Source organism: Lactobacillus sp. ESL0680, from assembly GCF_029392855.1.
Lineage (GTDB): Bacteria > Bacillota > Bacilli > Lactobacillales > Lactobacillaceae > Lactobacillus.
The window spans coordinates 1448318-1475126 of the sequence record NZ_CP113945.1; the positions used below are offsets into that span (position 1 = coordinate 1448318).

The 26809-nt window shown below is 39.7% G+C and carries 25 protein-coding genes and 1 riboswitch; of the genes, 13 read left to right on the top strand and 12 right to left on the bottom strand.

What is annotated here, in order from left to right; all coding sequences use genetic code 11:
* Position 1 precedes the first annotated feature (1 nt).
* The 3 genes from OZX58_RS07005 to OZX58_RS07015 all read right to left on the bottom strand — a co-directional run bounded on the left by OZX58_RS07005 (position 2) and on the right by OZX58_RS07015 (position 2143).
* Positions 2 to 724, bottom strand: coding sequence for a C40 family peptidase (locus OZX58_RS07005; protein ID WP_277130446.1), 723 nt, complete (start codon positions 722 to 724; stop codon positions 2 to 4).
* A gap of 214 nt (positions 725 to 938) precedes the next feature.
* Positions 939 to 1424, bottom strand: a complete 486-nt coding sequence (locus OZX58_RS07010) for a C40 family peptidase (protein WP_277130445.1) — start codon at positions 1422 to 1424, stop codon at positions 939 to 941.
* A 179-nt stretch (positions 1425 to 1603) separates the two neighbouring features.
* Positions 1604 to 2143 carry an AAA family ATPase gene (locus tag OZX58_RS07015; protein WP_277140797.1) on the bottom strand — a complete coding sequence of 180 codons (540 nt, stop codon included), beginning with the start codon at positions 2141 to 2143 and terminating at the stop codon, positions 1604 to 1606.
* Positions 2144 to 2233: 90 nt separating this feature from the next.
* Between OZX58_RS07015 and OZX58_RS07020 the strand changes: the two genes are divergently transcribed.
* Positions 2234 to 2548, top strand: a complete 315-nt coding sequence (locus OZX58_RS07020) for a DUF2187 domain-containing protein (RefSeq protein WP_277130443.1) — start codon at positions 2234 to 2236, stop codon at positions 2546 to 2548.
* Positions 2549 to 2659: 111 nt separating this feature from the next.
* Entirely contained in the window at positions 2660 to 4168 is a 1509-nt protein-coding gene (locus OZX58_RS07025; RefSeq protein ID WP_277140798.1) for an O-antigen ligase family protein, read from the top strand.
* Positions 4169 to 4209: 41 nt separating this feature from the next.
* On the opposite strand, the gene OZX58_RS07030 is transcribed toward OZX58_RS07025, so the two are convergent.
* A complete protein-coding gene (locus OZX58_RS07030) occupies positions 4210 to 4830 on the bottom strand; it encodes an LVIS_2131 family protein (protein ID WP_277140799.1) in 621 nt (206 codons plus the stop codon).
* A gap of 134 nt (positions 4831 to 4964) precedes the next feature.
* Entirely contained in the window at positions 4965 to 5801 is an 837-nt protein-coding gene (locus OZX58_RS07035) for a helix-turn-helix transcriptional regulator (protein WP_277140800.1), read from the bottom strand.
* A 335-nt stretch (positions 5802 to 6136) separates the two neighbouring features.
* Here OZX58_RS07035 and OZX58_RS07040 point away from each other — a divergent pair, with 335 nt between their 5' ends.
* A complete protein-coding gene (locus OZX58_RS07040) occupies positions 6137 to 7114 on the top strand; it encodes a ThiF family adenylyltransferase (RefSeq protein ID WP_277140801.1) in 978 nt (325 codons plus the stop codon).
* Complete coding sequence (locus OZX58_RS07045; RefSeq protein WP_277140802.1) at positions 7095 to 8303, top strand: hypothetical protein; 1209 nt, start codon at positions 7095 to 7097, stop codon at positions 8301 to 8303. Before OZX58_RS07040 ends, OZX58_RS07045 begins: the two co-directional genes overlap by 20 nt.
* 85 nt (positions 8304 to 8388) lie before the next feature.
* Here the strand turns inward: OZX58_RS07045 and OZX58_RS07050 are convergent, their stop codons facing one another.
* Both OZX58_RS07050 and OZX58_RS07055 read right to left on the bottom strand, forming a co-directional pair.
* Positions 8389 to 8721 (bottom strand): hypothetical protein, encoded by a 333-nt coding sequence (locus tag OZX58_RS07050; protein WP_277140803.1) that lies wholly within the window; start codon positions 8719 to 8721, stop codon positions 8389 to 8391.
* 7 nt (positions 8722 to 8728) lie between these two features.
* Positions 8729 to 9325: a hypothetical protein gene (locus OZX58_RS07055; RefSeq protein ID WP_277141772.1), complete on the bottom strand. Its 597-nt coding sequence runs from the start codon at positions 9323 to 9325 to the stop codon at positions 8729 to 8731.
* Between the two features lie 355 nt (positions 9326 to 9680).
* Here OZX58_RS07055 and OZX58_RS07060 point away from each other — a divergent pair, with 355 nt between their 5' ends.
* A complete protein-coding gene (locus OZX58_RS07060; RefSeq protein ID WP_277130439.1) occupies positions 9681 to 11258 on the top strand; it encodes a multicopper oxidase domain-containing protein in 1578 nt (525 codons plus the stop codon).
* 133 nt (positions 11259 to 11391) lie between these two features.
* Complete coding sequence (locus OZX58_RS07065; protein WP_277141774.1) at positions 11392 to 12054, top strand: C39 family peptidase; 663 nt, start codon at positions 11392 to 11394, stop codon at positions 12052 to 12054.
* A 226-nt stretch (positions 12055 to 12280) separates the two neighbouring features.
* Here the strand turns inward: OZX58_RS07065 and lepA are convergent, their stop codons facing one another.
* From lepA to OZX58_RS07090, 5 genes are all read right to left on the bottom strand, one after another.
* On the bottom strand, positions 12281 to 14068 hold the full coding sequence (gene lepA, locus OZX58_RS07070; protein ID WP_277140804.1) for a translation elongation factor 4: 1788 nt from the start codon (positions 14066 to 14068) through the stop codon (positions 12281 to 12283).
* Complete coding sequence (locus tag OZX58_RS07075; protein ID WP_277140805.1) at positions 14046 to 14726, bottom strand: TetR/AcrR family transcriptional regulator; 681 nt, start codon at positions 14724 to 14726, stop codon at positions 14046 to 14048. Before OZX58_RS07075 ends, lepA begins: the two co-directional genes overlap by 23 nt.
* Positions 14727 to 14816: 90 nt before the next feature.
* Positions 14817 to 16361 carry an ABC-F family ATP-binding cassette domain-containing protein gene (locus tag OZX58_RS07080; protein WP_277140806.1) on the bottom strand — a complete coding sequence of 515 codons (1545 nt, stop codon included), beginning with the start codon at positions 16359 to 16361 and terminating at the stop codon, positions 14817 to 14819.
* Positions 16362 to 16879: 518 nt separating this feature from the next.
* Positions 16880 to 17869, bottom strand: a complete 990-nt coding sequence (gene dapF, locus OZX58_RS07085; protein WP_277140807.1) for a diaminopimelate epimerase — start codon at positions 17867 to 17869, stop codon at positions 16880 to 16882.
* Positions 17862 to 19235 carry an aspartate kinase gene (locus OZX58_RS07090; protein ID WP_277140808.1) on the bottom strand — a complete coding sequence of 458 codons (1374 nt, stop codon included), beginning with the start codon at positions 19233 to 19235 and terminating at the stop codon, positions 17862 to 17864. Before OZX58_RS07090 ends, dapF begins: the two co-directional genes overlap by 8 nt.
* A 170-nt stretch (positions 19236 to 19405) precedes the next feature.
* A riboswitch (Lysine riboswitch) is annotated at positions 19406 to 19582 on the top strand.
* A 77-nt stretch (positions 19583 to 19659) separates the two neighbouring features.
* Between OZX58_RS07090 and lysA the strand changes: the two genes are divergently transcribed.
* Genes lysA through OZX58_RS07125 form a run of 7 tightly spaced genes read left to right on the top strand, consistent with a single transcriptional unit; the run spans position 19660 to position 26802 of the window.
* Complete coding sequence (gene lysA / locus OZX58_RS07095; protein WP_277141776.1) at positions 19660 to 20955, top strand: diaminopimelate decarboxylase; 1296 nt, start codon at positions 19660 to 19662, stop codon at positions 20953 to 20955.
* An 18-nt stretch (positions 20956 to 20973) separates the two neighbouring features.
* Positions 20974 to 21681, top strand: coding sequence for a 2,3,4,5-tetrahydropyridine-2,6-dicarboxylate N-acetyltransferase (gene dapD / locus OZX58_RS07100; protein WP_277140809.1), 708 nt, complete (start codon positions 20974 to 20976; stop codon positions 21679 to 21681).
* Positions 21682 to 21685: 4 nt separating this feature from the next.
* Positions 21686 to 22840 carry an N-acetyldiaminopimelate deacetylase gene (locus OZX58_RS07105; RefSeq protein WP_277140810.1) on the top strand — a complete coding sequence of 385 codons (1155 nt, stop codon included), beginning with the start codon at positions 21686 to 21688 and terminating at the stop codon, positions 22838 to 22840.
* Positions 22841 to 22855: 15 nt separating this feature from the next.
* Positions 22856 to 23773: a 4-hydroxy-tetrahydrodipicolinate synthase gene (gene dapA / locus OZX58_RS07110; RefSeq protein WP_277140811.1), complete on the top strand. Its 918-nt coding sequence runs from the start codon at positions 22856 to 22858 to the stop codon at positions 23771 to 23773.
* 2 nt (positions 23774 to 23775) lie between these two features.
* Positions 23776 to 24543, top strand: a complete 768-nt coding sequence (dapB, locus tag OZX58_RS07115) for a 4-hydroxy-tetrahydrodipicolinate reductase (RefSeq protein WP_277140812.1) — start codon at positions 23776 to 23778, stop codon at positions 24541 to 24543.
* 18 nt (positions 24544 to 24561) lie between these two features.
* The gene (locus OZX58_RS07120) at positions 24562 to 25740 is read left to right on the top strand and encodes an aminotransferase class I/II-fold pyridoxal phosphate-dependent enzyme (protein WP_277140813.1); all 1179 of its coding nucleotides are present in this window, start codon (positions 24562 to 24564) and stop codon (positions 25738 to 25740) included.
* A 12-nt stretch (positions 25741 to 25752) separates the two neighbouring features.
* Positions 25753 to 26802: an aspartate-semialdehyde dehydrogenase gene (locus OZX58_RS07125; protein ID WP_277140814.1), complete on the top strand. Its 1050-nt coding sequence runs from the start codon at positions 25753 to 25755 to the stop codon at positions 26800 to 26802.
* The last annotated feature ends 7 nt before the right edge of the window (positions 26803 to 26809 follow it).

A 26809-nucleotide genomic window follows, 5' to 3' on the forward strand; every position in this document is an offset into this window, starting at 1 on the left:
CTTAGTTAAGAACCCGTTTAGCAACTGATGGATAGAAGTATGAACTAAGAGTTGCTTTAATAACTCCTTGTGATGGTGTTGCCGCATGAACAAACTCGCCATTACCAATATAAATTCCTACATGGTATGGCGCATCTGCAGAACCCCAGAAGAGTAAATCACCTGGCTTCAAATCTTGCATTGAAACCGTTCGACCTTGCTTAACTTGAGTATAAGTTGTTCGCGTAACGTCCTTACCAGCAGCTTGATTATAAACATACTGTACTAACCCAGAGCAATCAAAACCGCTCGGATCATTGCCGCCCCAGACATAAGCCTTACCAACTTCTGACTTAGCTAATTTTACAATTTCTTTGGCTTGTTTATTAGTTGTAGCTGCAACGTGTTCACGTTTAACAGGTGAATCAGCCTTAACTGTATATTGCGATTCAATCCATTGGCCAGGGCCGATTTTATACCAAGTATTGCCCTTAGCATCATTCTTAGTCTTAAGGACATTAACAACCGTTCCGTGTTGAACTTTTTGACCCGTGAAACTAGGATTTTTGTAACTGCTCCAGATATTAACACCATATCCCGGAACATAATTAACCTTGACCTTCTCAGTCGCAGCTTCAACACTGGAAGTTGTAGAATTTGCATTAACAGCATTGACAGTCGCAATACCAGTAACGGCAAGAGCTGCAGCTGTAGTAAATTTAGCTATATTACTCTTAATTTTCAAAATCAAATTCTCCCAATTACACCAGATGGTTGTTACAAGCCAACCATCATTGTTACACTTCTATCATTACATTGTAAATTTTACTCGTGTTATGTTACATAAATATTACAAAATAGATACTAGTGTGTAAAAAAGCCTTTTCAGAAATAATATTTTCCGAAAAGGCTCAGTTAAATTTAATTGTAATTGTTAAAAAAGATTTTGCAGCGTCAACTTAATTAAGAATACGTTTAGCTGCTGATGGATAGAAGTAAGTACTAATTGTTTGTTCCTTAACACCTTGATCTGGAGTTGCGGCGTGAACGAACTTGTTGTTGCCCACACAAATTCCCACATGGTAAGGTGCATCAACAGAACCCCAGAAAAGCAAGTCACCCTTCTTGAGGTTATTTAAAGATACGCTCTTACCAACTGTAACTTGTGAGTAAGTGGTTCTTGGCAATGTCGTATTACCAGCCTTGCGAAAGACATATTGAACTAAGCCAGAACAGTCAAAAGAATAAGGACCTGTGGCACCATAAACATAGCTCTTACCTACTTGCTTTTTGGCAAGCTTGGCAACGGCATTACGCTTTTTAGTAACTGCGCTAGCACTAACAACTTCACTTGAACTAGCAACCGCAGAAACGGCAGTACTACTGCCAACAAAGAATAATGATATAACTGTAATTAACTTAATTAAACTATGTTTGTGTTTCAAAATTCTCTCTCTTCTTCCAACTTACAATTTTTTGATTTTAATAGTTTAATGGTTCTTCCAACCGTCAGTTTATATATTACCCATCAAATGTTACACGTTTATGTCAAACAAGCTACAAAATCATGAGAATTCAATTATGACCTGTTTTCAAGCGGTTAAAAAGAGAAAATTTAGTTCAATTAAAGGCTTGTAACAATTGCCTTTAGCAATTTTTTGGTTTTAGACCAATCATCATTAACCAGAATATGCGCACTTGCCGCAAGCTTGTCCGGCAGCTGATTTAACTCATCGCCGCTCATTCGCTCCTGAATCTTGGCTGGATCATCCCCGCGCTTAACCAACCGTTCTTCTAACTCCTGCTTGCTGCTGGTTGTCACGTACAAAAAGTAAACCTGCTGCTTTAACTGCTCAAGATACGAACTAGCTCCCTGAATATCCACAATCAACGACACCAAGTCATTGTGCTGCCAAGTAGCTTCCAGTGCCTCCTTACTTGAACCATATTGATATGAGCCATACCGTACATGTTCAAAAAAGTGTAATTTACTAAAAGACGCATCATCTTCAAAATGATAGGCTTGATGCTGCTTTTCACCCGGCCGTTTTGGTCTTGTCGTATGCGTCACCACCCGTGGAATCCTGAATTCCTTCGTCAAATATTCCGAAATCGTTGTCTTACCTGCACCACTGGGACCAGCAATTAATATTAATTTTCGCAAAATCTAGACTCCCTTTACTTGAAAACAATTGACTTTTATAATAATATCTTTCTATTATAATGAAACGTGGGAGAGAGAGGAAGAAGCATTTTGAAAAAAGCAGATGTAAAATTAGGTGACATTGTCAGCGCAAAATCAGAGGAAGAACTTACCAAGCCATTTATCGGTAAAGTAGAAAAAACCTACGAAAATTCTGCTATGTTAAAAATTATTGACTTCGATGAAGCCGATAGAACCGCCATCGGTGACTTAAACAACAAGCTTGTTGTCAACTTCAAAAATCTAAAAGCAGCCCCAAAGCGTAAGGTTAAGGAAATTCAATCTTTAGCTGATAATGACGTTAAAGTTGAAAAAATCGCTAAGGCTAAAGAAGACGACCAAGAAAATGACGAAAAAGCAAAATAAAAATATTTTTTGCTTAAAAAGCAGTGATCTTATCTCACTGCTCTTTTTTTTTACACTTTTTTTGCCTAAAATTAGGCTAACAAAATAATTATTTTAAAATGGAGAACAACATTGAAAGAAAAAGCAAAAACCATTTTATTTTGGTTCATTCTCAGTCAACCATTTTTGGACTTATATTGGTTTTACCATGGTCAGCTTGCCAATATCCTGCCCTTTACCTTGCCAACAATCATTCGGATTTTAGTTGTTGGCGTTCTGCTTGGACTCTTCTTAAGTCAGAAAAAATCATGGTCTAAACTCACTCAGCGTAAATGGCTGTTGGTCTATTTGGCGCTACTTGACATCTATTCAGCACTGCATCTAGTTCACGTGCGCAATTTTACCAGCGTTAATCCTACAGGATACGGCTACTCAACGACCAGCGAAATCTTTTACTTAATTAGAATGGCATTGCCGCTCATTGTCTTATTTTTAACCGATGAATTTAATTTCAGTCAAAAACAGCTGCGGCTTGTAATTGAGGGCGTCTCCGGACTGTTCTCAGGAACAATTGTGTTGTCCAACCTATTCGTTGTGTCCCTTAAATCTTACGAAACCGGAACAATCAGCGCTAATATTTTCATGTGGTTCTTCAATTCTAATATTGGTTACTCACACATGGCTTCCAAGGGCTTTTTTAACTTTACTAATATGATCTCGGCTGTTCTGTTCATGCTGCTACCATTAATGCTCTACTACCTATTTACAGAATTTAATTGGCGTACCGTCACCCTCAATGTCGTCCAAGCACTTGCCATGATTGAAATCGGCACCAAAGTTGCAGCAATCGGACTAATTGGCGGCATTATAATTAGCTGTCTGCTCTTTATTTTCCACAAGTTTATTATTAGGGACGTTAAAAAAGGCGGCTGGGCACTTTTAACTGCTGTTTTAATTGAAGTTGGATCACTCGTGATTTTGCCGTTTGGTCCCGCTATTCAACGTTATAATTATGAAATCTACCTTGCTAAGCAATCCGACCATGACTTAACAAGCGAAACACGCGAACTCAAAGCCGGACTAGCAAAATATCCCCAAGGCAAAGAACGCGACGAATTTTTACGGCATTTTATCAAAAAGAATTATCAGGCTTATGCGCTCAATCCCAAGTTCGTCTTCAAGAGCTATCCCTACCAATACGACCCTGAATTTTGGCTCAAAATCATGAATGAGCCCGGGCAAACGCGCATGCAAAACCGCCATGTTGAGCAGGCAATGCTCAACCAAGTCATTAAGACTAATAATAATCGTTTAGACAAATTTTTCGGTATTTCATATACTCGAGAAAACAATATCTTCAACTTAGAGCGTGACTTTTCGGCACAAATATATGCACTCGGCTGGCTGGGAATGCTGCTGTTTGTTGGACCATATTTAATCGTTCTTGCATATGCTTTTTACCAATGGCTTAGATATCGAGCAGCACGGACTTACCTCGTTAGTTCTCTCATCTTGTCTAGTCTGTTTGTTCTACTTGCAGCCTTTTCTTCCGGTAACGTCCTAGACTTTTTGACCGCCAGTTTCTTACTCGCCTTTATCGACGGTAACTTACTCAGACAGGTCAAAAAGCCAGAAAAATAATCATCTAAAAAACGGTGACCTCAATTTTGAAGTCGCCGTTTTTATTTTTGTTTAATAAATGATGCGTCTGGAATTCTAATCAAGTAGTAGGTCATCGCGTTGTGTCCCGCGTGCATCCCAATTCCATTCTGCCAAATTTTCTTGTAAGTTGCAGTATAAGTAGCAACATAAGCCCGCTGATACTTCTTATCCGTTCGCTTCAATTGCTTAACGCTATAAGGCACCCGCTCCGCATTCAAATCCAGCGGATTTTTGCCGTAAGCCACTGTCGCAAAGTCACTGGAAACCTTGACCCGTTTACCCGCACGATAAAAGGTATAAGTCTGTGTGCCAATCTTTTTCTTCTTAGAGTTAATGGTCACATAGCTTGAATTACCAGTTCCCGTGTCCATAACCAGCGGCTGATAAACAATATTTGACGAGATTTTACTCGTATCCTCCAAATCGGGATTATCCAGCATGGTCTTGGCAAATAAGCCGCCAATCCCAACTAGTAAAACCACGATTTCAACAATATCTAGTAAAAAATTAGGCCAACTAAAGCGGCGGTGCTTATTAATAATCATCCTAATTCGGCGCTTGCGGATATTCTGCACTACAAATACAAAATAAAGGATAACAATTACCCATAACAAGATGCCAAGTAGATTCCAGCTAAACATAAAAATCCTCCTGTGATTGCTTCCATTATATTGTAAAAAGTTCATTTTGAATAGTTATCTACTAAAAAAGACTGGCAAAACAATTTATCCATTCGAGATCAAAAATTTAATAAGCTTAGATAAATTCTATCTTTTTAATTATCCAATATAAATTTAAAAATCTCATCTTTTAAACTTAGAGCAATTTCTTTAGCTCCAATTTGGGATGCAAGACTAGCATAGTACTCAGCTGTTAATTTATCATTTTTACAAATTGCTATTCTACATTTAGCTACCAACAATTTATCATATTGATATACTTCTTGAGCAAGCTTTTCTCCTACTGCTAAATCTCTTAACGCAGCGACAACATTGTGACTATTCATTCGTATTCTAGATCTATTTAAAATGAAACTCGTTTCTAATTCTTTAAGAAATGGATAATGATTTTCAATAATTTTAATTGCCTTGTTAGTAATCATTTCCATCACATCTTCATCAAAAATAAAAAATATTTTATTCAGAATATACAAATCCAAAATTTTCCAATTATCAACTTGAGCTAAAAAATCAAACCAAATTGGTTGAACTATTTTTTTAGCCAAAGTTATATCTCCGTCATGTTCATTAATACTTTTAAAAGCTTGTAAGATTAACTTTATTCTTGAAATATCTAAATCTTTATCAAATAAATCGAGTTTAACTAAAAGTTGGTTAATTAAATCTTCTTGAGTACTATATGATAACATCATGAATTCATAAATCAACTTCTCCTTAGAACTCCACATGTATCCCCTTCTAATATACTCAAACTCATCCATTGAAATTCCTAAATTATGAATCAAAGCAACCCCATTTTCATAATACGGTTCCTCCATTCCACTTTCTATTTTAGAAATTGTCGTTCTATCTATAGTTTTATTAGCAAGATACATCTGTGTAATTCCAATATCTTTGCGTGTTTTACGTAATATTTCTCCAAATTTTTTCATTTTACCCAAATATTGTGAGATGTCACCACATTTTTATATAACTTACTGAGATTACAAATATAATTAAAAACAATTAAGCAAACATACGAATTCGTAATATGCTAATTAATTTATAATTATATCATGAAATTAATTGGAGGAACCAACATGCTTTGGATCTTAAGACGTTTAGGACTATGTTAAATTTTTGGAAACTTGAAAGGAGGTGAATATAATGGAAACTTATTCTAATGCACAATGGCGTGATGGTAATCGTTAGTTTTTAGTAAACTTTATTAATATCGCCAAGTATTTTATAACTTGGCGATATTTTTATTTACACGTAGATATTTAACATGAAATTAAAAATTAAAAAGACTTTACAACCATTAATAGTAGATAACAAAATAGTATTTGGTTTAGGAAATAAAAATTTAATTCGCAGCATCCCCAACACTGTATCCAACATAAAATTAATTAAATATTTAAACGGTGAAATTAAAAGAAGTGATTTGCAATTATCAGAAAAAAATATCACATCTAAAATTAAAAAACTTAAAGAAATGGGTCTATTAACTTCTAACACATACGGCAAAAAAGATATGTACTCAAGAAATTTTAATTTTTTTGAATGGATTGATTTGTCAAATCAAACAGATCCTAGTATATATCAAAAAAAACTAGCAAATTCTTATGTAACCATTTTTGGAGTTGGTGGTGTTGGAGCAACGGTAGCCGAACAATTAGTCAGAACAGGAGTTGGTAAATTAAAGTTAATAGACTTTGACACCGTTGATAGTTCAAATATCACTCGTCAAAGCACCTATACTTGTAGCGATATTGGTAAAAACAAAGTAGATTCGTGTAAACAATATTTAAAAAGTATAGACCCTAATGTCGAAATAATTACTCAAAATCTCAAAATAAGAAATAAATCTGATATAGCAAATAATATCTGTAATAACACAAATATTATAATAGATAGTATAGATTCTCCAGAAGATGGTAATAAATGGTTCGACGAAATATCTACTCAATTAAATATTCCTGTAATATTTGGCAGCTACGCTTCAACATGCTGTAATGTTTTTTCAAAAATACCTAATATAACTATTAATTATATGGACTTCCTAGGAAAAGAAAAAATTACCGACGATTGCTTAATTAAACATGAGTTTCCAACAGCTGTAATTTCCCCAATCACATCTGTTGCAGCAGGTTTAGTAAGTTATAATACAATTATGCTTTTAACCCAATTACGTATTCCAGATCAAGCAATTCAAATTGATTTTGATGGATGGAAGGTATTAAAATATGACATCAAAAAACATTGAGAATGCTAATTTTTGGCGACTAATAATTGGTCAATCACTCTTCACTATTGGAACCAGCATTTTTGATATTGTATTATCTTTTTTACTTGTTAAACAATATTTTTCTTCTTCTAGCCTACTTGGTGTTTTTGGCATAATTAATGTTATACCATCAACACTAATTGCTTTACTAACACCTACTTTAGCCTCAATCAAAAAGAGAAAGCTAATTTTATTGCTCTGCCAAATAATTGCAGCTGGTCTAATTTCTATTGAAATTTTTCTATTATTAACTAAAGCTTCCGTCAAGTTAATTGGAATTTGTCAATTTCTTTTAAAAAGCAGCTACACTTTATCTGGTTCTATTGAAGTTGGCTTTATACCTATTATTTTGTACAAAGACCAAGAAAAAATAAATAAAACTGTGAATATTCAATATATTTCCAGCTCCGTACTAATGATTCTATCTGGTTTAATCAGTTCAACTGTTATTATTTCATTCGGTACACCTGTTTTACTCATTACTAGTCAATTTGCAATAGTAAGTGGTATCTTTGCATACGGTTTAATTGATTTCAATGATCCTAATAAAATTAGTCAAATTACTAACAAAGGCAATAATAAATTTTCATTTAAAAAATATATACAAATATTTAATCAAGAAAGCAAGAAATTTATTAATACTATGCCAGCATTTTTGGTAATCTGCAGTGAAGCAATTTTAGGTGGTCTAACTGGGTTACTACTACAATTACTACCCATAACGGTAAAAGAGTTAGGTTTAGCAGTAGCTATATTTCCTTTGATTAATTCTATACAAAAAGCCGGCGACGTAGTTGGAGGATTCATTGCACCTCTAAGTAAGTTCAAAATCCACAATTTTTTTATTTTAGATTACTTTATTACAGGTATTTGTTTCATTTTAATATCAATTCCCAAAATAAATTTTATTTTAAAGCTTATACTATTATTCAGTTCATCTTTAACAACAGGTATGAGTGGCAACATTTTCGAAAAGTTAATGTACTCTTCCTTCAATGCAAATGACATTAGCTCAATGCATGCAATGTGTACCTCTATGTTCTCTATTTGTTCCTTTATCAGCTATTTTGCTTCATTTATCAAAATTCCTACACTATTTCTTTGGTTATTCACTGGATTAATTTCATTAGTACTTGCCTTTAGCTTATATAAATATACTGACAAATAAAAATCAGTCACACTATTAAATAGTGTGATTGATTTTTATTTGTCATCTCAACTTTTTTATAGATTATATTTGCCAATCTTTTTCACTAAGCTGAATAATGATTTTCTTTTAAATTGCGTTCAAGTAAATGCGTGAAGGCATCTTTTTGCAAAGTAGACGAAATATAAATAACGGTAATCAGGCTTTGCTCATCAACAATAAAGGCAACTCGTGCCGACCCAATCTTTTTTAGATTTACCCGGCATTCATAAACGCAGTCGCCATTCACTCGCTCACTTGCCGCCCGCTTAACCTTGGCCATCCCTGTTTCAACCTGAATAGTCAAAGCTTCTTCAATACAGTGCTTAATTAGCTTGATTTCGTTCTTGTGCTTTTTAAAAAATTGCTTGCAGCCCGAACGCTCATATTCAACCTTCATTAGTAATCTACTCTTTTTTGCTCTTAGCTTTACTGGACTTCGCAGCAGACTTCTTTGCCGGCTTTTTAGTTGCTGTTTTCTTCTTAGCAGTCGTTTTGGATGCCGCTGCCTTTTTAGCAGGTACTTTTTTAGCCGCTGGTGCCGGTTTTTCATATTCACGCACCTGCTTAAGCTTTTCGCTAATTGCAGCCGCTAACTTCGTAATAACTGCATCTTCATCTTGTAATTCAGCCTCAGTTGCTAGCTGGTCAATGCGAAATTTCGACGCATTTAGATAATCTGACGCAGTCTCAAAGTAAATATTGACTGGATAATCTTGTCCTTCTTCAAAAAAGTTGCTGATTTTTTTGTAATTACTGTAAGGCAAATTAATAATATTGGTTTCCAAGGCAAAAGTCACTGGCCGCTGTCCCGTTACCTCAAGTGCAATATGACTTAATGACCCCTTCTTAACAGCCGCAGCGGTCTCTTTAACCATGTTAGCCGCAGCTTCCTTAATTTTAGCCTTTGACTTACTCAAATCGGCATACTTAACAGTTGCCAAATCTTGTAAATAATCTTCTTGTTCAATTTTTCCAGTTAAATTCTTCAAATTAATCTTCAAACTAAAAATTCCTTTTTTCATTGTGTAATCTAATTTATTATTCTTCTATACGATACTCAACATCGACGCTAAAAACAATTTATTTATTTTTATTTTTAAAAAACGTTAATCTTTAGTAAGTAGCGCTGTAAGCAAATAAAACGAGTTGTTTAAGACAAAAATACCACTACTTTTAACATATTTTTGTTTCTAATTAAATAACATTTGTTGCCAGTTTTTCTGAAAACTAGTGCCTTTTATAATCTTGGCATAAAATCATGATTTTAACCACTTTACAAGCGTTTTCAGCAAGAGTAAATTTAAGGCGTAATGAAATTTTTTAACTGAAATTTTTTTAACTGAAAGGTAGACGAATATGTCAGATAAAGTTTACACAGATTATTTTTATAATTCAGAAGACTTTGACAGAAATCATGGTATGGGTTACAAAGAACTCACTATCCCTGACAATGTTGAAGCTCAACCATTAATCGTTCCACCAGTATTGGAACCAGATAAAGCTGAAAACAATGATGTTTGGTACACAATTGAGTCACAAGAAGGCGACTTCCAATTCTTGCCAGGCAAGAAGACCCACACTTGGGGCTACAACTTTCCAGTTCTTGGTAAGACTATGGTCTTAACTCGCGGACAACACGTTCACGTAACTTTGAAGAACAGCTTGCCAGAATTAACTACTTACCACTGGCATGGTATGGAAGTTTCTGGACCAGGTAACGATGGTGCTTGTCACTCACCAGTTTACCCAGGCGAAGAAAAGCACATTGACTTCGTTGTTAACCAACCTGCTGCTCTTACTTGGCTGCACGCTCACCCATGTCCATCAACTGCTTCACAAGTTTGGATGGGGCTTGCAATGGGTGTCGTTGTTACTGACGCTAACGAAGCTGAATTACCAATTCCTAAGACTTATGGTAAGGACGAATTCCCAATTATTTTGCAGGACCGGACTTTCCACGAAGATAACCAATTTGACTACAAGGCCGACTACAATTCAATGGGTGTTTACGGTGATAACCCAGTAATTAACGGTGTTATTAAGCCTTACGTTGATGTTACTACGCAAAAAGTACGTTTAATCTTCTTAGGTGGTTCTAACCGTCGTGAATGGAGATTACACTTCGACAACGATTTAGTTATGACCCAAATCGCTGGTGACGACTCATTCTTAGAGCATCCAGTTAAGATGACTAAGGTCTTAATTGGGCCAGGTGAACGTCAACAAGTAGTTGTTGACTTCAGCGACTACAAAGACGGTGACGTTGTCAACCTTTACACTGATGACTTCAAGTTAGTTGAATTTAGAATTCATCAATATGAAAAAGATGACAGTGTCATTCCTGATACTCTATTTACACCACATGATCCAGTTGTAAATCCAAACGCACCAATTCCTCATGTTACTATGGACAACCACAACGAAATTAACGGTAAGTTGTTCTCCATGGAAAGAATTGACATGAAGCAAAACTTAATGGACGCTGAATACTGGGACGTAACTAACACCAATGATAAGACTCATGGTATGTTACACCCATTCCACGTTCACGGTGCTCACTTCTTAGTAGTATCACGTAATGGTCACGAACCATACCCTAACGAACGTGGCGTTTACAAGGACACCATCGAAGTTGCTCCTAAAGAAACTGTCCGCATCAAGCTTTACTTCCAAAACACTGGTGTCTTCATGTACCACTGCCACATCATCGAACACGAAGATGCTGGTATGATGGCTCAAATTCAAATTGTTGATCCAAAAGATCCAGACAAGAAGTATCATTTGATGGATATGAAGACTTTGAACACAGCATTAGCCGAAGAAAAAGGTGTGCCAATGGACGAAGTATTCTGCCCAGGAATGGACGTTGAAGGAATGCCTGTTAAGGGTGTAGATCACACGATGGACGCATTTTCAGGTGCAAGTCATCACTAATCTGACCTTCAATTAATAACCAAAAAAGCACTCATTAAGTTGAGCGCTTTTTTGGTTATGGATAGTTTTTTATGATTAAATAGCATTTATGAAGAACAAAAAGTCATTCGCTAAATATTTATCTTTATTAATAATGCTCCTACTTCTTGGAGCAATTATTTTTGCCTTTAATTCCAAAAGTTGGCGTAATCAATATGCCTGGCTAACCCTAAAGTCTGAACAAAAACTGGACGTACCACTTGAAAACCAGTATCCTGACCTTCCTAATGGTTGTGAAGTCACCTCTTTAAGTATGCTGCTAAACTACTATGGCATCAAAGTTACTAAGCTGGACCTCTCCCAAAATATTGCCCACGTTGCTTCATTTACTGATAACGGCCAATATCGCGGCAATCCCCATAAGGGCTTCGTCGGCTATATGAGCCAGACCAATGCCGGGTGGTGCGTTTATAATGAACCACTAGAGCAAGTAGCCCGAAAATATACTAACCGTATTCAAAATTTTACGGGGCATGACTTTATTCAAGTAATGAGATTGGTCTCAACTGGTCATCCTGTCATGATTATTACCACAACCAACTTTAACCATGTCGGTGACATGCAAACTTGGAAAACAGCTCAAGGCAACGTTCACGTTACACCATCATCGCACGCCTGTGTTATTACCGGCTTTAACAAAAGGGCGCGAATTATTTTCGTTAATGATCCCTTTGGTCATAAGAACGAGAAAATTCCGTGGGCTAATTTAGAGCGGAGCTATAACCAGCAGGGCAAGCAGGCTTTATACATCAAATAAACAAAAAGAGCAGGTTCAATTAAGAACTTGCTCTTTTTAATCGAGGCTATTTTTCACAAAAACAGTTGGCTACTTCTGTTCACATCAGGTAGACCAAACACCAGTACTTCCCGTACCTGTCAGTTAAGACGGGTGTCCTCGTAACAAAATTACGCATCTCGCGTTTTTTTGTCGGCTCGTATTATTCATTATACTCAGATTATGAATTAGCGCAACTGACAAATTTTTACAGTTCCAAAATCACATTAAATACTTCCTGCGGTAATTTAACTTCTCCTTGAGCTGCCCGCCTTTTATTTAAACTTTGGCGTCTTAATAGTGCTGCCTTTTTAGAGACACTCCGCTGATTACCGTCAACCGCAGCATTTTTGCGCAGTGGCGGTACGTCAACTCGGGCAATTGCTTTGCCTTCAACGATTGCTTGAACTGGTGTTGGATAAAGCCGCCGCGGCACCGTATACTTCAATTCCTTGACCAATTTTTGCGTCATTTGCGGTGCATCCATGCGGTGAACAACAAATGAAAGCGAGTCAACCGGAGCGTAGTTAATATCCACCTCAATCTTAACTAGGTCTGCATCCTCATAGTCCAAGAACTCCGTATTAAGTGTGGCATAGCCATGCGACACCGACTTTAATTCAGAAAAGAAATGGTATGCTACTTCCGACAACGGCATCTTAACTGTCACCAAAATTTGCGCTTCATCATTATCTAAGTCCAGCAGCGTCCCCTTATGTTGCTCTGTTAATTTTAAAATTGCATTTAGCGTCTCACTAGGCGTCATAATTTCGGCCTTGATAAACGGCTCTGTCACATGGTCAATCAGACCAAAAGCCGGATATTGCGCCGGATTATTGATTTTCATTTCTTGACCATTCTTTAAGTAGACAAAGTATGTTACGTTCGGTGCCGTCGTTAAGACATCAATGCCATACTCATCCTGCAGACGTTCGCGAATAATTTCTAAATGAAAGGTCCCTAAAAAGCCGCAACGAAAACCTTGTCCTAATGCTTCTGAACGCTCCTCCACAAATGAAAAGGACGTGTCATTTAAACTCAGTTTATTAAGTGCCTGCTTCAACGCTGGAAAATCATTATTTTTAGGATAAATACCGGCAAAAACCAACTGTTTAGCCGGTTCATACCCTGGCAATGCCTCTTTAGTCGGATCTATCTTAGTTGTAATAGTATCACCAACCCGAATTTTTTTCGGGTCCTTGATGCCAGTGACAATATAGCCAACTTCACCAGCCTGTAATCCTTTTTGAGTTTGCATATTAGGTGTCAGCACCCCAATATCTTTAGGACGAAATGACATCTTTGCCTGCATTAACTGTAAGTCACTTGCGGCAGATAATTGCCCGTCAATTAGGCGCACATCAATAATTACTCCTTGGTAAGCATCATAGACTGAATCAAAGACCAATGCCTTAAGCGGCGCCTGATTGTTTCCTTTGGGCGCAGGAATTCGAGTTCTAATTGCTTCAAGTAATTCGGGAACTCCCTGCCCAGTTTTAGCAGAAATCAATAGCGTCTGCTCCGGCGTAAAGGACTTATCTAACTCCAGTAACTGCTGCTGCGTGCGGACAACATCAGCTGAAGCAATATCCACCTTGTTAATCACCGGAATTAACGCCAAATTGTTCTTCTTAGCAATGCGATAATTCGCAATCGTTTGCGCCTGAATACCTTGGGTTGCATCAACTAATAGCAGTGCCCCTTCAGTAGCTGCCAGACTCTTAGCAACTTCATAATTAAAATCCACATGGCCAGGAGTATCAATCAAATTGTATTCATATTCCTGACCGTCTTGTGCCTGGTAAAAGTTACGTACCGTTCTTGCCTTAACGGTAACACCATGCTCTTGTTCAACTTCCATATCATCCAACATTTGGTCACTAAATTCACGTTCACTGACCGTTTTAGTTAACGCCATAATTTGGTCGGCCAAAGTCGACTTACCATGATCGATGTGGGCAATAATGGCAAAATTACGAATTTGTGCTTGTTTCATTATCTGTTTGTTCCTTAAAAAATCCTGTTAAATAATATCGCATCTGAGCTTCGGCTTCCCCTACTAAATCAATCGTAAAGTCTGGATAAGTCAAGGCAACCTCTTGATGATTAAAACTAGCCAGCGAAGACATATTCATTAAGCCGCTGATAATTGCACTTTGAATAATGAATAAATGACTAAATTGTCCCTGCGTTAATAACTGATTGCTCTTCACTGCCAATAACTCCCCAAGTTCATGACTAAGTGCATACAGCTCATTGCGGCGCTTAATCGTCTCCGCCATGTTCGCCTTACCTTCTAAGACCGGGCCACGAATCGCATTTAACCTGACCAGTTCCGCATGGTTATTAATTAATGCTCGTGTAGAACTAATCATCAGGTCAATGAATTGAGCTTGAGTTACCTCTGGCTGCTGCTTAACCTGCTCGATAATTTTAGTGAAAAACACGCAATAATCTTCCAGCAGGATACTCATAAATAAGTCTTCCTTAGTCGCAAAATAATTAAAAATTGTGCCCTTAGCTACTCCAGCTGTATCAGCAATTTGTTTCATCGTAATTTGGGTATAACTTTGCTTAGCAAAAAGCTGCATCGCTACCTGCATAATTAATTCGCGTTTAGCCTGCTTTTGCTGCGTTGTATGAATATTTGGCATTTTTTCACCTCAGTTTAAAAGTATTATTACGCAAAAATGACCAAAGGTCAATTTTAATTAATAAAAAAGATCAGTTACCTGATCTTTCGTCTATTTGTTCATCGTTTCAATGTCAATTGTCTTATCTACCCAGTTGCCTTCAAAGAAATCGCGCTCGTGACTAACGATAACTACCCCACCAGGGAAATTAACAATTGCCTTGCGCAACGCGTCTTTAGTATCGCGATCTAAATGGTTGGTTGGCTCATCTAAGAACAGCAAGTTAGCCGGCTCAAACTGCATCTTCGCCAGCTTAACTTTTTCCTGCTCACCACCAGATAACTTCTTCAACGGACTCATTGCCTGCTGCGCCGTTACACCCATGCGTGCTAACGCACCACGCAATTCCTTCGGCTTTTGCCGTTCAAACTCTTCCTGCAAATATTGCAGCGGCGTCATATTATTGTTTGGCCAAGTTAAATCCTGCTTAAAATAAGCTAATTTGGCGGTTGTAGATAATTCAAAATTACCAAAAATCGGCTTTAATTGTCCTAACAGGGTTTTCAGCAAGGTCGACTTACCAATTCCGTTAAAACCAGTAATTGCCACCTTCTCATTGCCGCCAACTGAAAAGTTAAATGCCTCTTTAACTAGCGCGTGGTCATAGCCAATTACCAAATCTTGGGTCTGCAGTAATAAGTTAGACGCGGTTGCCACATAAGGAAAGTCAAAGCGCGCACGTCGGTTAGATTTCGGCGGTGTCAAAACATCCATGTGAGCTAATTGCCGTTCACGTGACTTGGCACTCTTAGAACGAGTTCCCGCCTTATTTTTACGGATATAAGCTTCTGTTTTGGCAATTTTACGCTGCTGGTTAGCGTAAGCCTTGAGATAAGTTTCGCGGTTAGCTTCTTTTTGCCGCATTGCTTGCTTCAAAGTTCCCGTATAACGCGTAATGGTGCCGACATCAACATCAATAATACAGTTGGTAATCCGGCCCAAAAAGTCGTAATCGTGGCTGACTACAATAAACGCACCAGTGAAGTCATTCAAGTAGTCGACTAACCAATCAATGTGTGACACATCAAGATAGTTAGTTGGCTCATCGAGCAATAATACATCCGGATTTTGCAGTAATAATTTAGCCAAAATAATTTTGGAACGCTGACCACCAGAAAGTTGGGCCACATCATGATCGTAACCTAATTCTGCTAAGCCCAAACCTGACGCAACACGTTCAATTTCGGTATCAATCCCGTAAAAATTATTTTCTTCTAAGTAAGTTTGAACTTTACCAGCCTTTTCTAATAGCTCGTCGTTGCCACTTTCAGCATATTTAGCGTAAAATCCGTTTAATTCGTCTTCTTTTTGATATAGTGCAGCAAATGCCGTGCGCAAAAAGCCGCGGATTGTTTCCCCCGGCGTTAACTTGGCATACTGGTCAAGATAGCCGACATCAACTTTGTTCTGCCACTTAACCTGACCTTCATCCGGCAGCATCTCGCCCGTCAAAATCTTAATTAAGGTTGATTTACCAACCCCATTTTGTCCCGTGACCCCCATGTGATCCTCTTTATTAAGGACAAAATTTGCATCCTCGTACAAGGTTTTATCCACAAAACTTTGGCCAAGATTTTTAACCGTTAGTAAACTCATCGTCCATCCCTTTCGAACTAAAACAACTCGTTCTAGTATATAATAAAGTCGCACTTTTAGCTCGAACAAAAAGCTGACCGCTGTTATTTGCTTACCCCAGCACAAAAAATATGATTATCATTGCGCCACTTTATGATAATTAATATTTTTACAATTTAGTATTGAATATAGCAATAAATTATGCTTTAATTAACTACAACAAACAAAGTATCAATATTAATTATAATATTTTTGAACCTTTAATTTATCAGTCTGATAGCTTTTGCAATCAAGACACTGATAATCATAGATTTAGTCACCTGCTAGATTAAACACCTAGCAGGATTGAGCAAATATATGCTCTATTCATTAAATCACTTACAGAAAACGTGCTAGGCTTTTAGCCTAGCATATTTTCTTTTGAAATCTTTTAATTAAATAAATTACTAAACTAATAAATCCCCAATTATAAACTTGATTGTAATTGCGGATTTTTGTCTGCCTAAAAAGCACTCACAACAAAAATTCGCTAAAGTCTTTTACATATTTTTGAAAGTAGACACAAATTTCAAGTATGCTTCCTGTTCATCAGTTTCAACTACACTAATCTGTTGCTGGTCAAATTCTCCCTCATGTAAGCATTCCTCAGGAAGGTATATTTGGTGAGTAACCGTTGCATTACCAATTAGTTCAACCCAGTAATTATCAGTATCCGCGTGAATTTTTGTCTTGACCAAGCCGCCCGGATTATAAACCGTCAGTAATTCGTCGGCAGCTACCTGCTTGGGATAGGTCAAGTGTCCCGCCAAGCTGGTCGCCGACATTCCCGTTCCACAAGCGTTGGTAAAACCGACACCGCGTTCGTATGTTTCCACAAATAATTTGTTAGGAGCTAAAATTTGCGCAAAGCTAACATTCACCCCATCGGGAAAATATTGGTTGGGGTGATTTAGTTTCTGCCCCAACTGCCCCAACATTTCATGAGCTTCATGAATATCTGACACAAAACTAATTAAGTGTGGATTAGGTACTGCTAACGCTGTAAATTTTAAACAATCAGAAAAAGCCGGAATGGATTGATTAATAATTTTAGTGAAAGCTAAATTATGCCAGCCGACATCATTCGCCGCAAACGAAACCGGCGCAATCTCAACACTAAAAGCCGGTACACCAGAAGCCAAATCCGGATATTGCTGCACACGTAAATTCGCAGCAGCCGTCTGCACCAAAAACTCGCGCTGATGAAATTTGCTGGCTAAATATCGCGCAACTGTGCGCAAGCCATTGCCGCACATCAATGCCTGTGAACCGTCCTTGTTAAAAATGCGCATTTGCGCAACAGCTGCTGGCGTGGTCGCGGGTTCAACCACTAATAAGCCATCGCTGCCGCCAAGCAGCCCTGTTTGCTCATCCGTCAATTTAATTGCCAAATTCTGTAATTCTGCAGTTGTCAGCGGCTTAACTAATTTAGTTTGATCTAGCAAAAAGAAGCTGTTTTGCGAGCCATGAACTTTTTCTATATTAATCATTTATTTTTGCTCCCTGTGTGAAAAAATTGTTGTAGATTTGTCTAACCGCTGCTGGAGCATCCTTGCGTTTAGTTCCCAGCATAATTGAAATCCGTGACGCACCCTGATTAATCATGTGAACACCAATGTTTTGTGCCGCCAGCGGTTCAATAATTTTGGCCATTACGCCAACTTTATTGCGCATTCCTTCGCCGACTACCATGATAATCGCATAATCATCAATCCACTCTAAACTATCTGGCTTCAGCTGCGTCCGAATTTCTTGGCACATCTTTTCGCGAACGCCAGCGGTAAACTGCCGATCATCAAAAATCACGGTCAGGTCATCAATCCCTGATGGCATATGTTCGTAAGAAATATGGTACTTATAAAAAATCTGCAACAGCTTCAGGGTAAAGCCGACCTCTTTGTTTAACAAATAACGGTGTAAGTACAGTGCTGAGAAGTGCGTTGCAGTTGCTACTCCCGTAATTACGTTCAGCGCATGAAAATCCTTTGCCGGAACAATCATTGTCCCTTTAAGATTAGGGTGATTGGTATTTTTGACGTTAATCGGCACGTTACCAGCTATCGCCGGCAAAATTGCTTCATCGTGAAAAACTGAAAACCCGGCATATGATAACTCCCGCATTTCCCGATAAGTCATTTTGCTGATTGCCTTTGGGTGCCTGACAATTGCTGGATTAGCCGAATAAATCGCATCAACATCAGTAAAGTTCTCATACACCCTGGCATGAAAGCCGCGAGCTAAAACAGCACCAGTGATATCCGAACCCCCACGCGAAAATGTGGCGATTTGTCCCTTCTTTGTTAGACCATAAAAGCCTGGCACAACCAAATAGCCGCTCGGCAGATGATATTTAGCCAAATTGTCATAAGTTTCCGGCACAATCATGGCATCTTGTGGATTAGCCGTTACTTCAATACCTAATTCGCCACTACCTGCAAAATGGGCATTTAAGTTTAATTGTTGCAATATTAACGTTAATATGTGTGCATTTAATATTTCACCATGCGCCTTGAATTCTGCTAATAAATAGTTATTATTTAGATATTCTTTTTTTGGTAAATTTAATAAAATTTGCTTTAGTACCGCCATTTTTTCAGTTGAAACAGAAAAATAACTGCCAATTTCCTCATAGCGCTGCCAAATCTGCTGCTGAATAGCAGTCAAACTCTGATTAGTAATAGTTTTATGTGCATAATCGATTAACAAATCCGTGATTTTACAATCAGTTTTATCCCGCTTACCAGGAGCTGAAGTCACAATGATTTTGCGCTCTGGGTCCGTTGTAATAATTTTAATAATTTTTTCAAAATGTGGGCCGTCTGCTAATGAACTGCCACCAAACTTAACTACTTTCATTTTGGGTCAAATCCTTTTTATAAAAAATCTAATCTGTCTTTTCGCGAGTTTAGGTGCAATTCTAGCATTTATTTTTTTATCTGCAAGGAAAATATTTTTTTCAGCTTGCAAAGCATTTTAATTTTTAAATTAAAATCATTGACATTATTCTCAAAAAAATATAATATTTATGCAATCGAAGAGGTTGCAGTGACCATCAGTAAATTAGTCGAGTTTTGCTAAAACTATGACGCTAATTAAAAGGGGAAGCTGCCGAAGCGTTAATTCACAAGCAGGAATTATCAGCTGGGCCATGGCCAAATAAGTCATGGACTGTCGTAGAAAATCTACGGAGCGCTTCCGACAATTTGATACCAGATATTAATTCGGTTCTTTTGTTTCAGCGCAAACAAAAGAACCTTTTTTGTTAGCTAATTTTGGAGGAATCAACTTGGTTACCGTTAATTCACAAGGACATTTATCAATTGGTGGTTGCGATGCAATCGATCTCGCTAGCGATTTCGGTACACCGCTGTACGTTTACGATGTCAGCCTAATTAGGCAGCAATTACAACAATTTCATAAAGCATTCAAACAAGCCGGCGTTAAATACGCAATTAGTTATGCCAGTAAGGCTTTTTCAATTAGGGCCATCGACCAAGTTATTGCCCAAGAAGACGGTCACTTAGACGTTGTTTCGGCTGGTGAATTAATGACCGCTGTTCAAGCTAATTTCCCAATGGAAAATGTCAGCTTTCATGGCAACAACAAGTCACTTGCGGAATTGCAGTTAGCCCTCGACAATCATGTTGGCACGATTATCGTTGATAATTTCCACGAATTGGAATTATTAAACAAACTGCTTCCTGAGCAGAAGCAGTCAGTCAATATCATGCTGCGAATCGCGCCCGGTATTTCAGCACATACCCACCGCTACATTCAAACTGGTCAAGTTGACAGTAAGTTCGGCTTCGACGTCCAGTCAGGTCAAGCAGAACAAGCATTGCAGTTAGTCTTACAAAATCCTAAACTGAACTTACGCGGCTACCACGCCCATATCGGTTCGCAGATTATGGCAGTTACAGGCTTTACCGCCCTAGTTCAAAAAATGGTGCAGCTTGCAGCCATGTGGCAGGAAAAATACCATTATCAGCCGCAAGTTTTAAATTTTGGCGGTGGATTTGGCATCAAATACACTAATCAGGACCAGCCTTTAACGCCACAAGAATTTGTTGACAGTATGGTGCAAACACTAAGAAAAGAAATTGCCCAGACTAATTTAACGCTGCCAGAAGTTTGGATTGAACCCGGCCGCTCCATTGTTGGCGAAGCCGGCTACAGCCTCTATACAATCGGCGCCCGCAAAAATATTCCTGGCATTCGCACTTACGTTAGCGTCGATGGCGGCATGGGCGATAATATCCGTCCTGCCCTTTACCAGGCTGATTATCAGGCAGTCTTAGCTGCTAATCCCCAAGCAAGGTCAGTTGAAACCGTGACAATTGCCGGCCGCTATTGTGAATCTGGCGACATCTTAGCAAAAGACCAACAACTGCCTTTAAGCGCGCCTGGTGATATTTTAGCAATTTTGGCAACAGGAGCTTACGGCTACTCGATGGCTTCCAATTACAACCGCGTCGGTCGTCCCGCCGTTGTTTTCGCCGAAAACGGACACGCCAAATTAGTCGTTAAGCGCGAAACTCTTGCCGATTTAACCAGATTAGACCTGAATTATCTTTAAGTAACACGAGGAAAAGCCATGAAGCAAACTGCACAAGAAATTATTAATTTTATTAGCAACGCCCCCAAAAAGACACCCGTTAAGGTTTATTTACAGGGCAATTTGGCAAATCTAGCTGTCCCTGAAAATATTGAGGCATTTTTAGATGACAAAATCGGAATTCTGTTCGGTGATTGGGCAGATGTTCAAAAATTTTTAACCAAGAACACAGCACAAATCACCCACTACCATGTTGAAAATGATGCGCGCAATTCCGCCGTGCCGTTACTTGACTATACGCAACTTGATGCCCGGATTGAACCCGGTGCGATTATTCGCGACCACGTCAAAATCGGCAAGCAGGCCGTGATTATGATGGGCGCCGTAATTAACATCGGCGCAGAAATCGGTGCCGGCACCATGATTGACATGGGAACCGTGATTGGCGGTCGGGCAATTATCGGTCAAAACGTACACGTTGGTGCTAATGCCGTTGTGGCAGGAGTAATTGAGCCGGCTTCAGCTAAGCCTGTCAGAATTGGCGACAACGTCTTAATTGGTGCAGGTGCCGCAATTTTAGAAGGTATTGAAGTTGGTGAAGGTGCCGTAATTGGTGCAGGTGCAGTTGTGACAAAAGACGTTGCGCCTAAGACAGTTGTTGCCGGCGTCCCAGCCAAAGTAATCAAGCAGGTTGATACCAAGACTAAAAGTAAAACTGGCCTAGAAGCCAGTTTGCGAAAGCTGTGATGACATGACTGAATTTATCGAACAGAAGTTAGTCAGAATTAGACGCCAGCTCCACCAAATTCCCGAACTGGCATTAAAAGAAACAGCAACGCAGAAATTATTGCTGCAATTAATTAGCGAATTGCCGCAGCAATTTTTAACAATTAAGACTTTCCCCGAATTACCAACGGCAATTATGGTGCACGTCAAAGGGAAACATGCTAACAAGACGATCGGTTACCGGGCAGACATTGACGGCTTGCCCGTTACTGAACAAAATAACCTGCCGTATCAATCACAACATCACGGTGTTATGCATGCCTGCGGTCACGATTTACACATGACGATTGCCCTTGGCGCTTTAAGCTACTTTGCTAATCACCAGCCGCAAGATAATTTGGTCTTCTTCTTCCAGCCAGCCGAAGAAAGTGAGAGTGGCGCCAAAATCGCTTATGACCAGCAGCTTTTCAGCGGTAAATTTGCCGTAGACGAAATTTACGCATTGCACGACACCCCGCAATTACCAGTGGGAACCATTGGAACTAGACAAGGCACCCTGTTTGCCGGAACAACCGAGGTCAACGTTGACTTTATCGGGCAAGATGGTCACGCCGCCTACCCGCAAAATGCTAATGACATGATTGTTGCTGCTGCGCAATTTATCACTCAAGTACAAACCATTATTTCGCGAAGTATTGACCCACTAAAGGCTGGTGTCATTACTTTAGGCAAAATGACCGCTGGCAGTGTCCGTAATGCCATTGCTGGCAATGCCCATATCGAAGGCACAATTCGCGGTTTAACTCAAGACATGATTGTTCTAATTAAACAGCGCTTGCGTGAAGTCGCTGCCGGCATAGCCACAAGCTACGGCGCGGATATCAAGATTAACTTTAACCAAGGCGGTTATTTTCCAGTTGAAAATGACCCAAGCTTAACCGCAGATTTGATTAATTATCTTAAACAAGCACCCCAAATCAACTTTGTCGAAACTGAACCGGCAATGACCGGTGAGGATTTTGGTTATTTAACTAATCATATCCCGGGGGCAATGTTCTGGTTAGGTGTCGGTGAACATGGCTCCCTGCACTCAGCAAATTTTAACCCTAATGAGCGAGCAATCCCAATTGGCGTGCAAACCGTAACTGGCTTTTTAAAAAGACGAATGCAGCACAATTAATAGAAAGGATTAACAATGTTATTACAAGATGCAGAAATTTTAACAGCTATCGTCACCCCGTTTAACGATGATGACACGATTAATTATTCAGGGCTCGAGGAACTGGTCAATTACTTATTAGACCACGGCAGCCAAGGCTTCGTTGTTGGCGGCACCACTGGTGAAGTCGCCACCTTATCTAATGAAGAAAAGTTGGAACTTTACCAAAAATTTGTTGAAATTACAGGCAATCGTGTGCCCGTAATCGTTGGTACTGGCTCTAATAACACGCAAGCTACGATTGAATTGAGCAGACAGGTCAGTCAGATAGAAGGACTGGCGGCACAATTAGTGGTCGTTCCCTACTACAACAAGCCTAATCAGCGAGGAATGATTGCCCACTTTACCGCAGTTGCAGCCCATTCACCGCTGCCAATCATTATCTACAACATCCCCGGACGTACTGGTGTCACAATGAGCAACGCTACTATTTTGGAATTAGCTAAAAATCCCCAAATCATTGGTGTTAAGCAATGCACTACTGTTGAAGACTTGGAATACTTGGTTGAACATGCACCCGATGACTTTTTGGTTTTCAGCGGTGAAGATGCACAAAGCTTGGCGGCTAAAACCGTCGGTGCTCAAGGAATAATTTCCGTTGCTTCTCACCTTTATGGCGACCAAATGAAACAAATGTACCAAGCGCTAGCTGCCGGTAACATTGCCGAAGCTGGAGCTTGGCAGCGTAAGTTAACACCGAAAATGGCAGCCTTGTTCATGTTTCCGTCACCATCCGGCGTTAAAGCTACACTAAATGCTCAAGGCTTCCATACTGGCGGCTGCCGTTTGCCAATCGCTAACTTAAATGACGATGAACAAAAGCAACTCGCCCGTGCACTCGGACTGCCAAACGATAATTTAAGTCAACCGATCAGATTACAGTTAGGAGATTAAGCATGATTAAAGTTTTAATTGCTGGCTTCAATGGGGCAATGGGACAGCGAGCTGTCAAGCTAGTACAAAAATTGCCAAACTATCAACTAGCAGCAGTCCTATCGCCTCACCTAAATAGCCTTGATCCAAGTGACTATCATTTAGACCAAAGTACCGCAGTTTTTACCAAGCTGGCAGATATTACTGGGCAATACGACATCTGGCTTGACTTCACTACTCCCAGTGCCGTTTACACCAATACCAAATTCGCAATTGATCACCAGATCAGACCCGTTATTGGCACCTCAGGATTAACTGATAGCCAAACTACCAAGCTGCAGACCTTGGCTAAGCAACTCAAAGTTGGCGGTATTATTGCCCCCAACTTCGGCTTGTCAGCAGTCTTATTAATGAAATTTGCTAAAATGGCAGCGGCATATTTCCCTAATGCAGAAATTATTGAAATGCACCATGCCGACAAAAAAGACGCACCATCGGGAACGGCAATCAAAACTGCCCAAGAAATTGCCCAAAATCGGGATCCTCAAACAACTGCCGCCTTTAACGACAACCCCGCACGCGGCGGCGATTATTACGGCGTACCAATTCACGCGGTCCGCTTACCCGGTTATGTTGCCCACGAACAGGTTTTGTTTGGTGGTGCGGGGGAAGCTTTAACTATCAGACAGGACTCATTTGACCGCAATTCATTTATGTCCGGCGTCGAACTCGCCCTAAAGCAAGTTCTGCAGCTCGATGAACTGATTGTTGGTCTTGAAAACTTAATTTAATCTGAAGGAGTATATTTTATGCCAGAACTAGCTGCTAACTTAGAAGCAATTGCCAATCAGCGTTTACTAACCACAACGCCATCAGCCATTCGCAAATTTGACCAAGAGATTTCTGGGATTCCCGGAATTATTAAATTAACTGTGGGCGAACCTGACCTAGATACACCAGAACATGTCAAACAAGCCGCGATTGCCAGCATCAACAATAACGAGTCACATTACGGCCGCCAAATGGGTGATCTTAGATTATGTCGCGCAGTTAGTGAATATCTAAAACGCAAACAGAATTTAACCTATGACCCTGAAACAGAAGTAACTGTTACCGTTGGAGCTACTGAAGCCATTGCGACCACGATTGTTTCGCTCTTTAACGCCGGCAATGAAGTCATCGTTCCCACGCCTACTTTCGCGCTTTACTTTTCACTGCTGCACCTATTTGGCGTTAAGGCAGTTACTATCAATACGGCTGAAGATGATTTTTTATTGCAGCCAGAGAAATTAGCGCAAACTTTGGCAGCACATCCTAATGCCAAGGGCATCATCCTGAATTATCCCAATAATCCAACCGGCCGTGAATATCCCGAGAGTTTAATCAAAAAATTGGCCGCTATCTTAGAAAAACACCAGCTATACGTGATTTCCGATGAAATTTATAGTGAGTTAATATACGACACCAAGCATTATTCCATCGCACGCTGTCTTCCTAAGCAAACAATCCTAATTAGCGGCTTGTCTAAATCCCACGCCATGACCGGTTACCGTGTCGGCTACATCGCTGCCCCGCAAAAAGTAACTAAACTGCTGACTACCACGCACGGACTGTTAGTAACCGCCGTCCCCAATATGACGCAAGTTGCTGCCGCCGAAGCATTATCAGTAAACGGCGATCGTGATCCGCAAAACGCCAGCAAAATTTACGCTGAACGCAAAGACCTGATTAGCACTGGTCTAAGTCAACTAGGTCTTGAGATTATTCCGCCAGAAGGTGCGTTTTACTTATTCGTCAAAATTCCCGCTGAATATGGCACTGACGATATAAAGTTTGCGTACGACCTAGCACAAAAAGCCCGCGTCGGTTGTATTCCCGGCAGTGCCTTCGGCGATGGCGGAATTGGCTATGTTCGCTTTTCTTACGCAGCTAGCCCTGAAAAAATTCGTGAAGCACTCACAAGAATAACCGAGTTTTTAAATAATTAAGGAAGTAATAATATGAATGGTTATAACGTTGCAATCTTAGGAGCTACCGGCGCTGTCGGCAGCCGCTTAATTAGTCAATTGGCAGAGTCGAATATTCCCGTTAAAAACTTAAAGCTGCTCGCTTCTGCCAGATCAGCCGGTAAAGTCCTAAAATTCAAAAATGAATCCTTAACAGTCGAAAAAACCACGCCAGATTCATTTAAAAATGTCGATTTAGTTTTGGCATCTGCTGGTGGCAATGTCTCCCAAAAGTTTCTTCCCATTGCCGTTCAAAGTGGTGCCGTCTGTGTCGACAACACCAGCGCCTTTCGTATGGACCCTGATGTCCCGCTCGTAATTCCAGAAGTTAATCGCGAAGCGCTAAAAAAACACCACGGGATTATTGCCAACCCCAACTGCTCAACTATCCAAATGGTAATCGCCTTAGCACCAATTTATCATGCTTTTGGGCTGAAACAAGTTATCGTCTCAACCTACCAAGCGGTTTCCGGTGCCGGTCAAGCTGCCTGGAACGAAATGCTGCGCCAAGCGCAGCAGCGCCTAAATAATGAAGCAATGACCGCCAAAATTACGCCAGTTAAAGGCGAACCGCACCACTATCCATTGGCCTTCAACCTTCTGCCGCAAATTGACGTTTTTGAAGATAACGGCTACACTCACGAGGAATGGAAGATGATCCACGAAACCAAAAAGATTTTACTGGACGACATGGATAGTCCCGACATCAAGGTCACCGCAACCTGTGTCAGAGTCCCAGTGGAACTTGGCCACGGCGAATCAGTTTACATTGAAGTTGCTGATAAAAAAGCAACAGTTGCAGATTTAAGACAGCAATTAATGAAAATGCCGGGAATTATTGTTCAAGACAAGCCAGCAGAGCAGCTCTACCCGCAGCCGCTAACTGCAGCTGGCAAGCGCGAAACTTTTGTCGGTCGTTTGCGTGCCGATGAAGAAAATCCCGGTGCCTTCAATTTGTGGATTGTTTCCGACAACTTGCTTAAGGGCGCAGCTTGGAACACCGTTGAAATCGCCGAATGCTTGGTCGAAGATGGTTTAATTTAACTAAAAA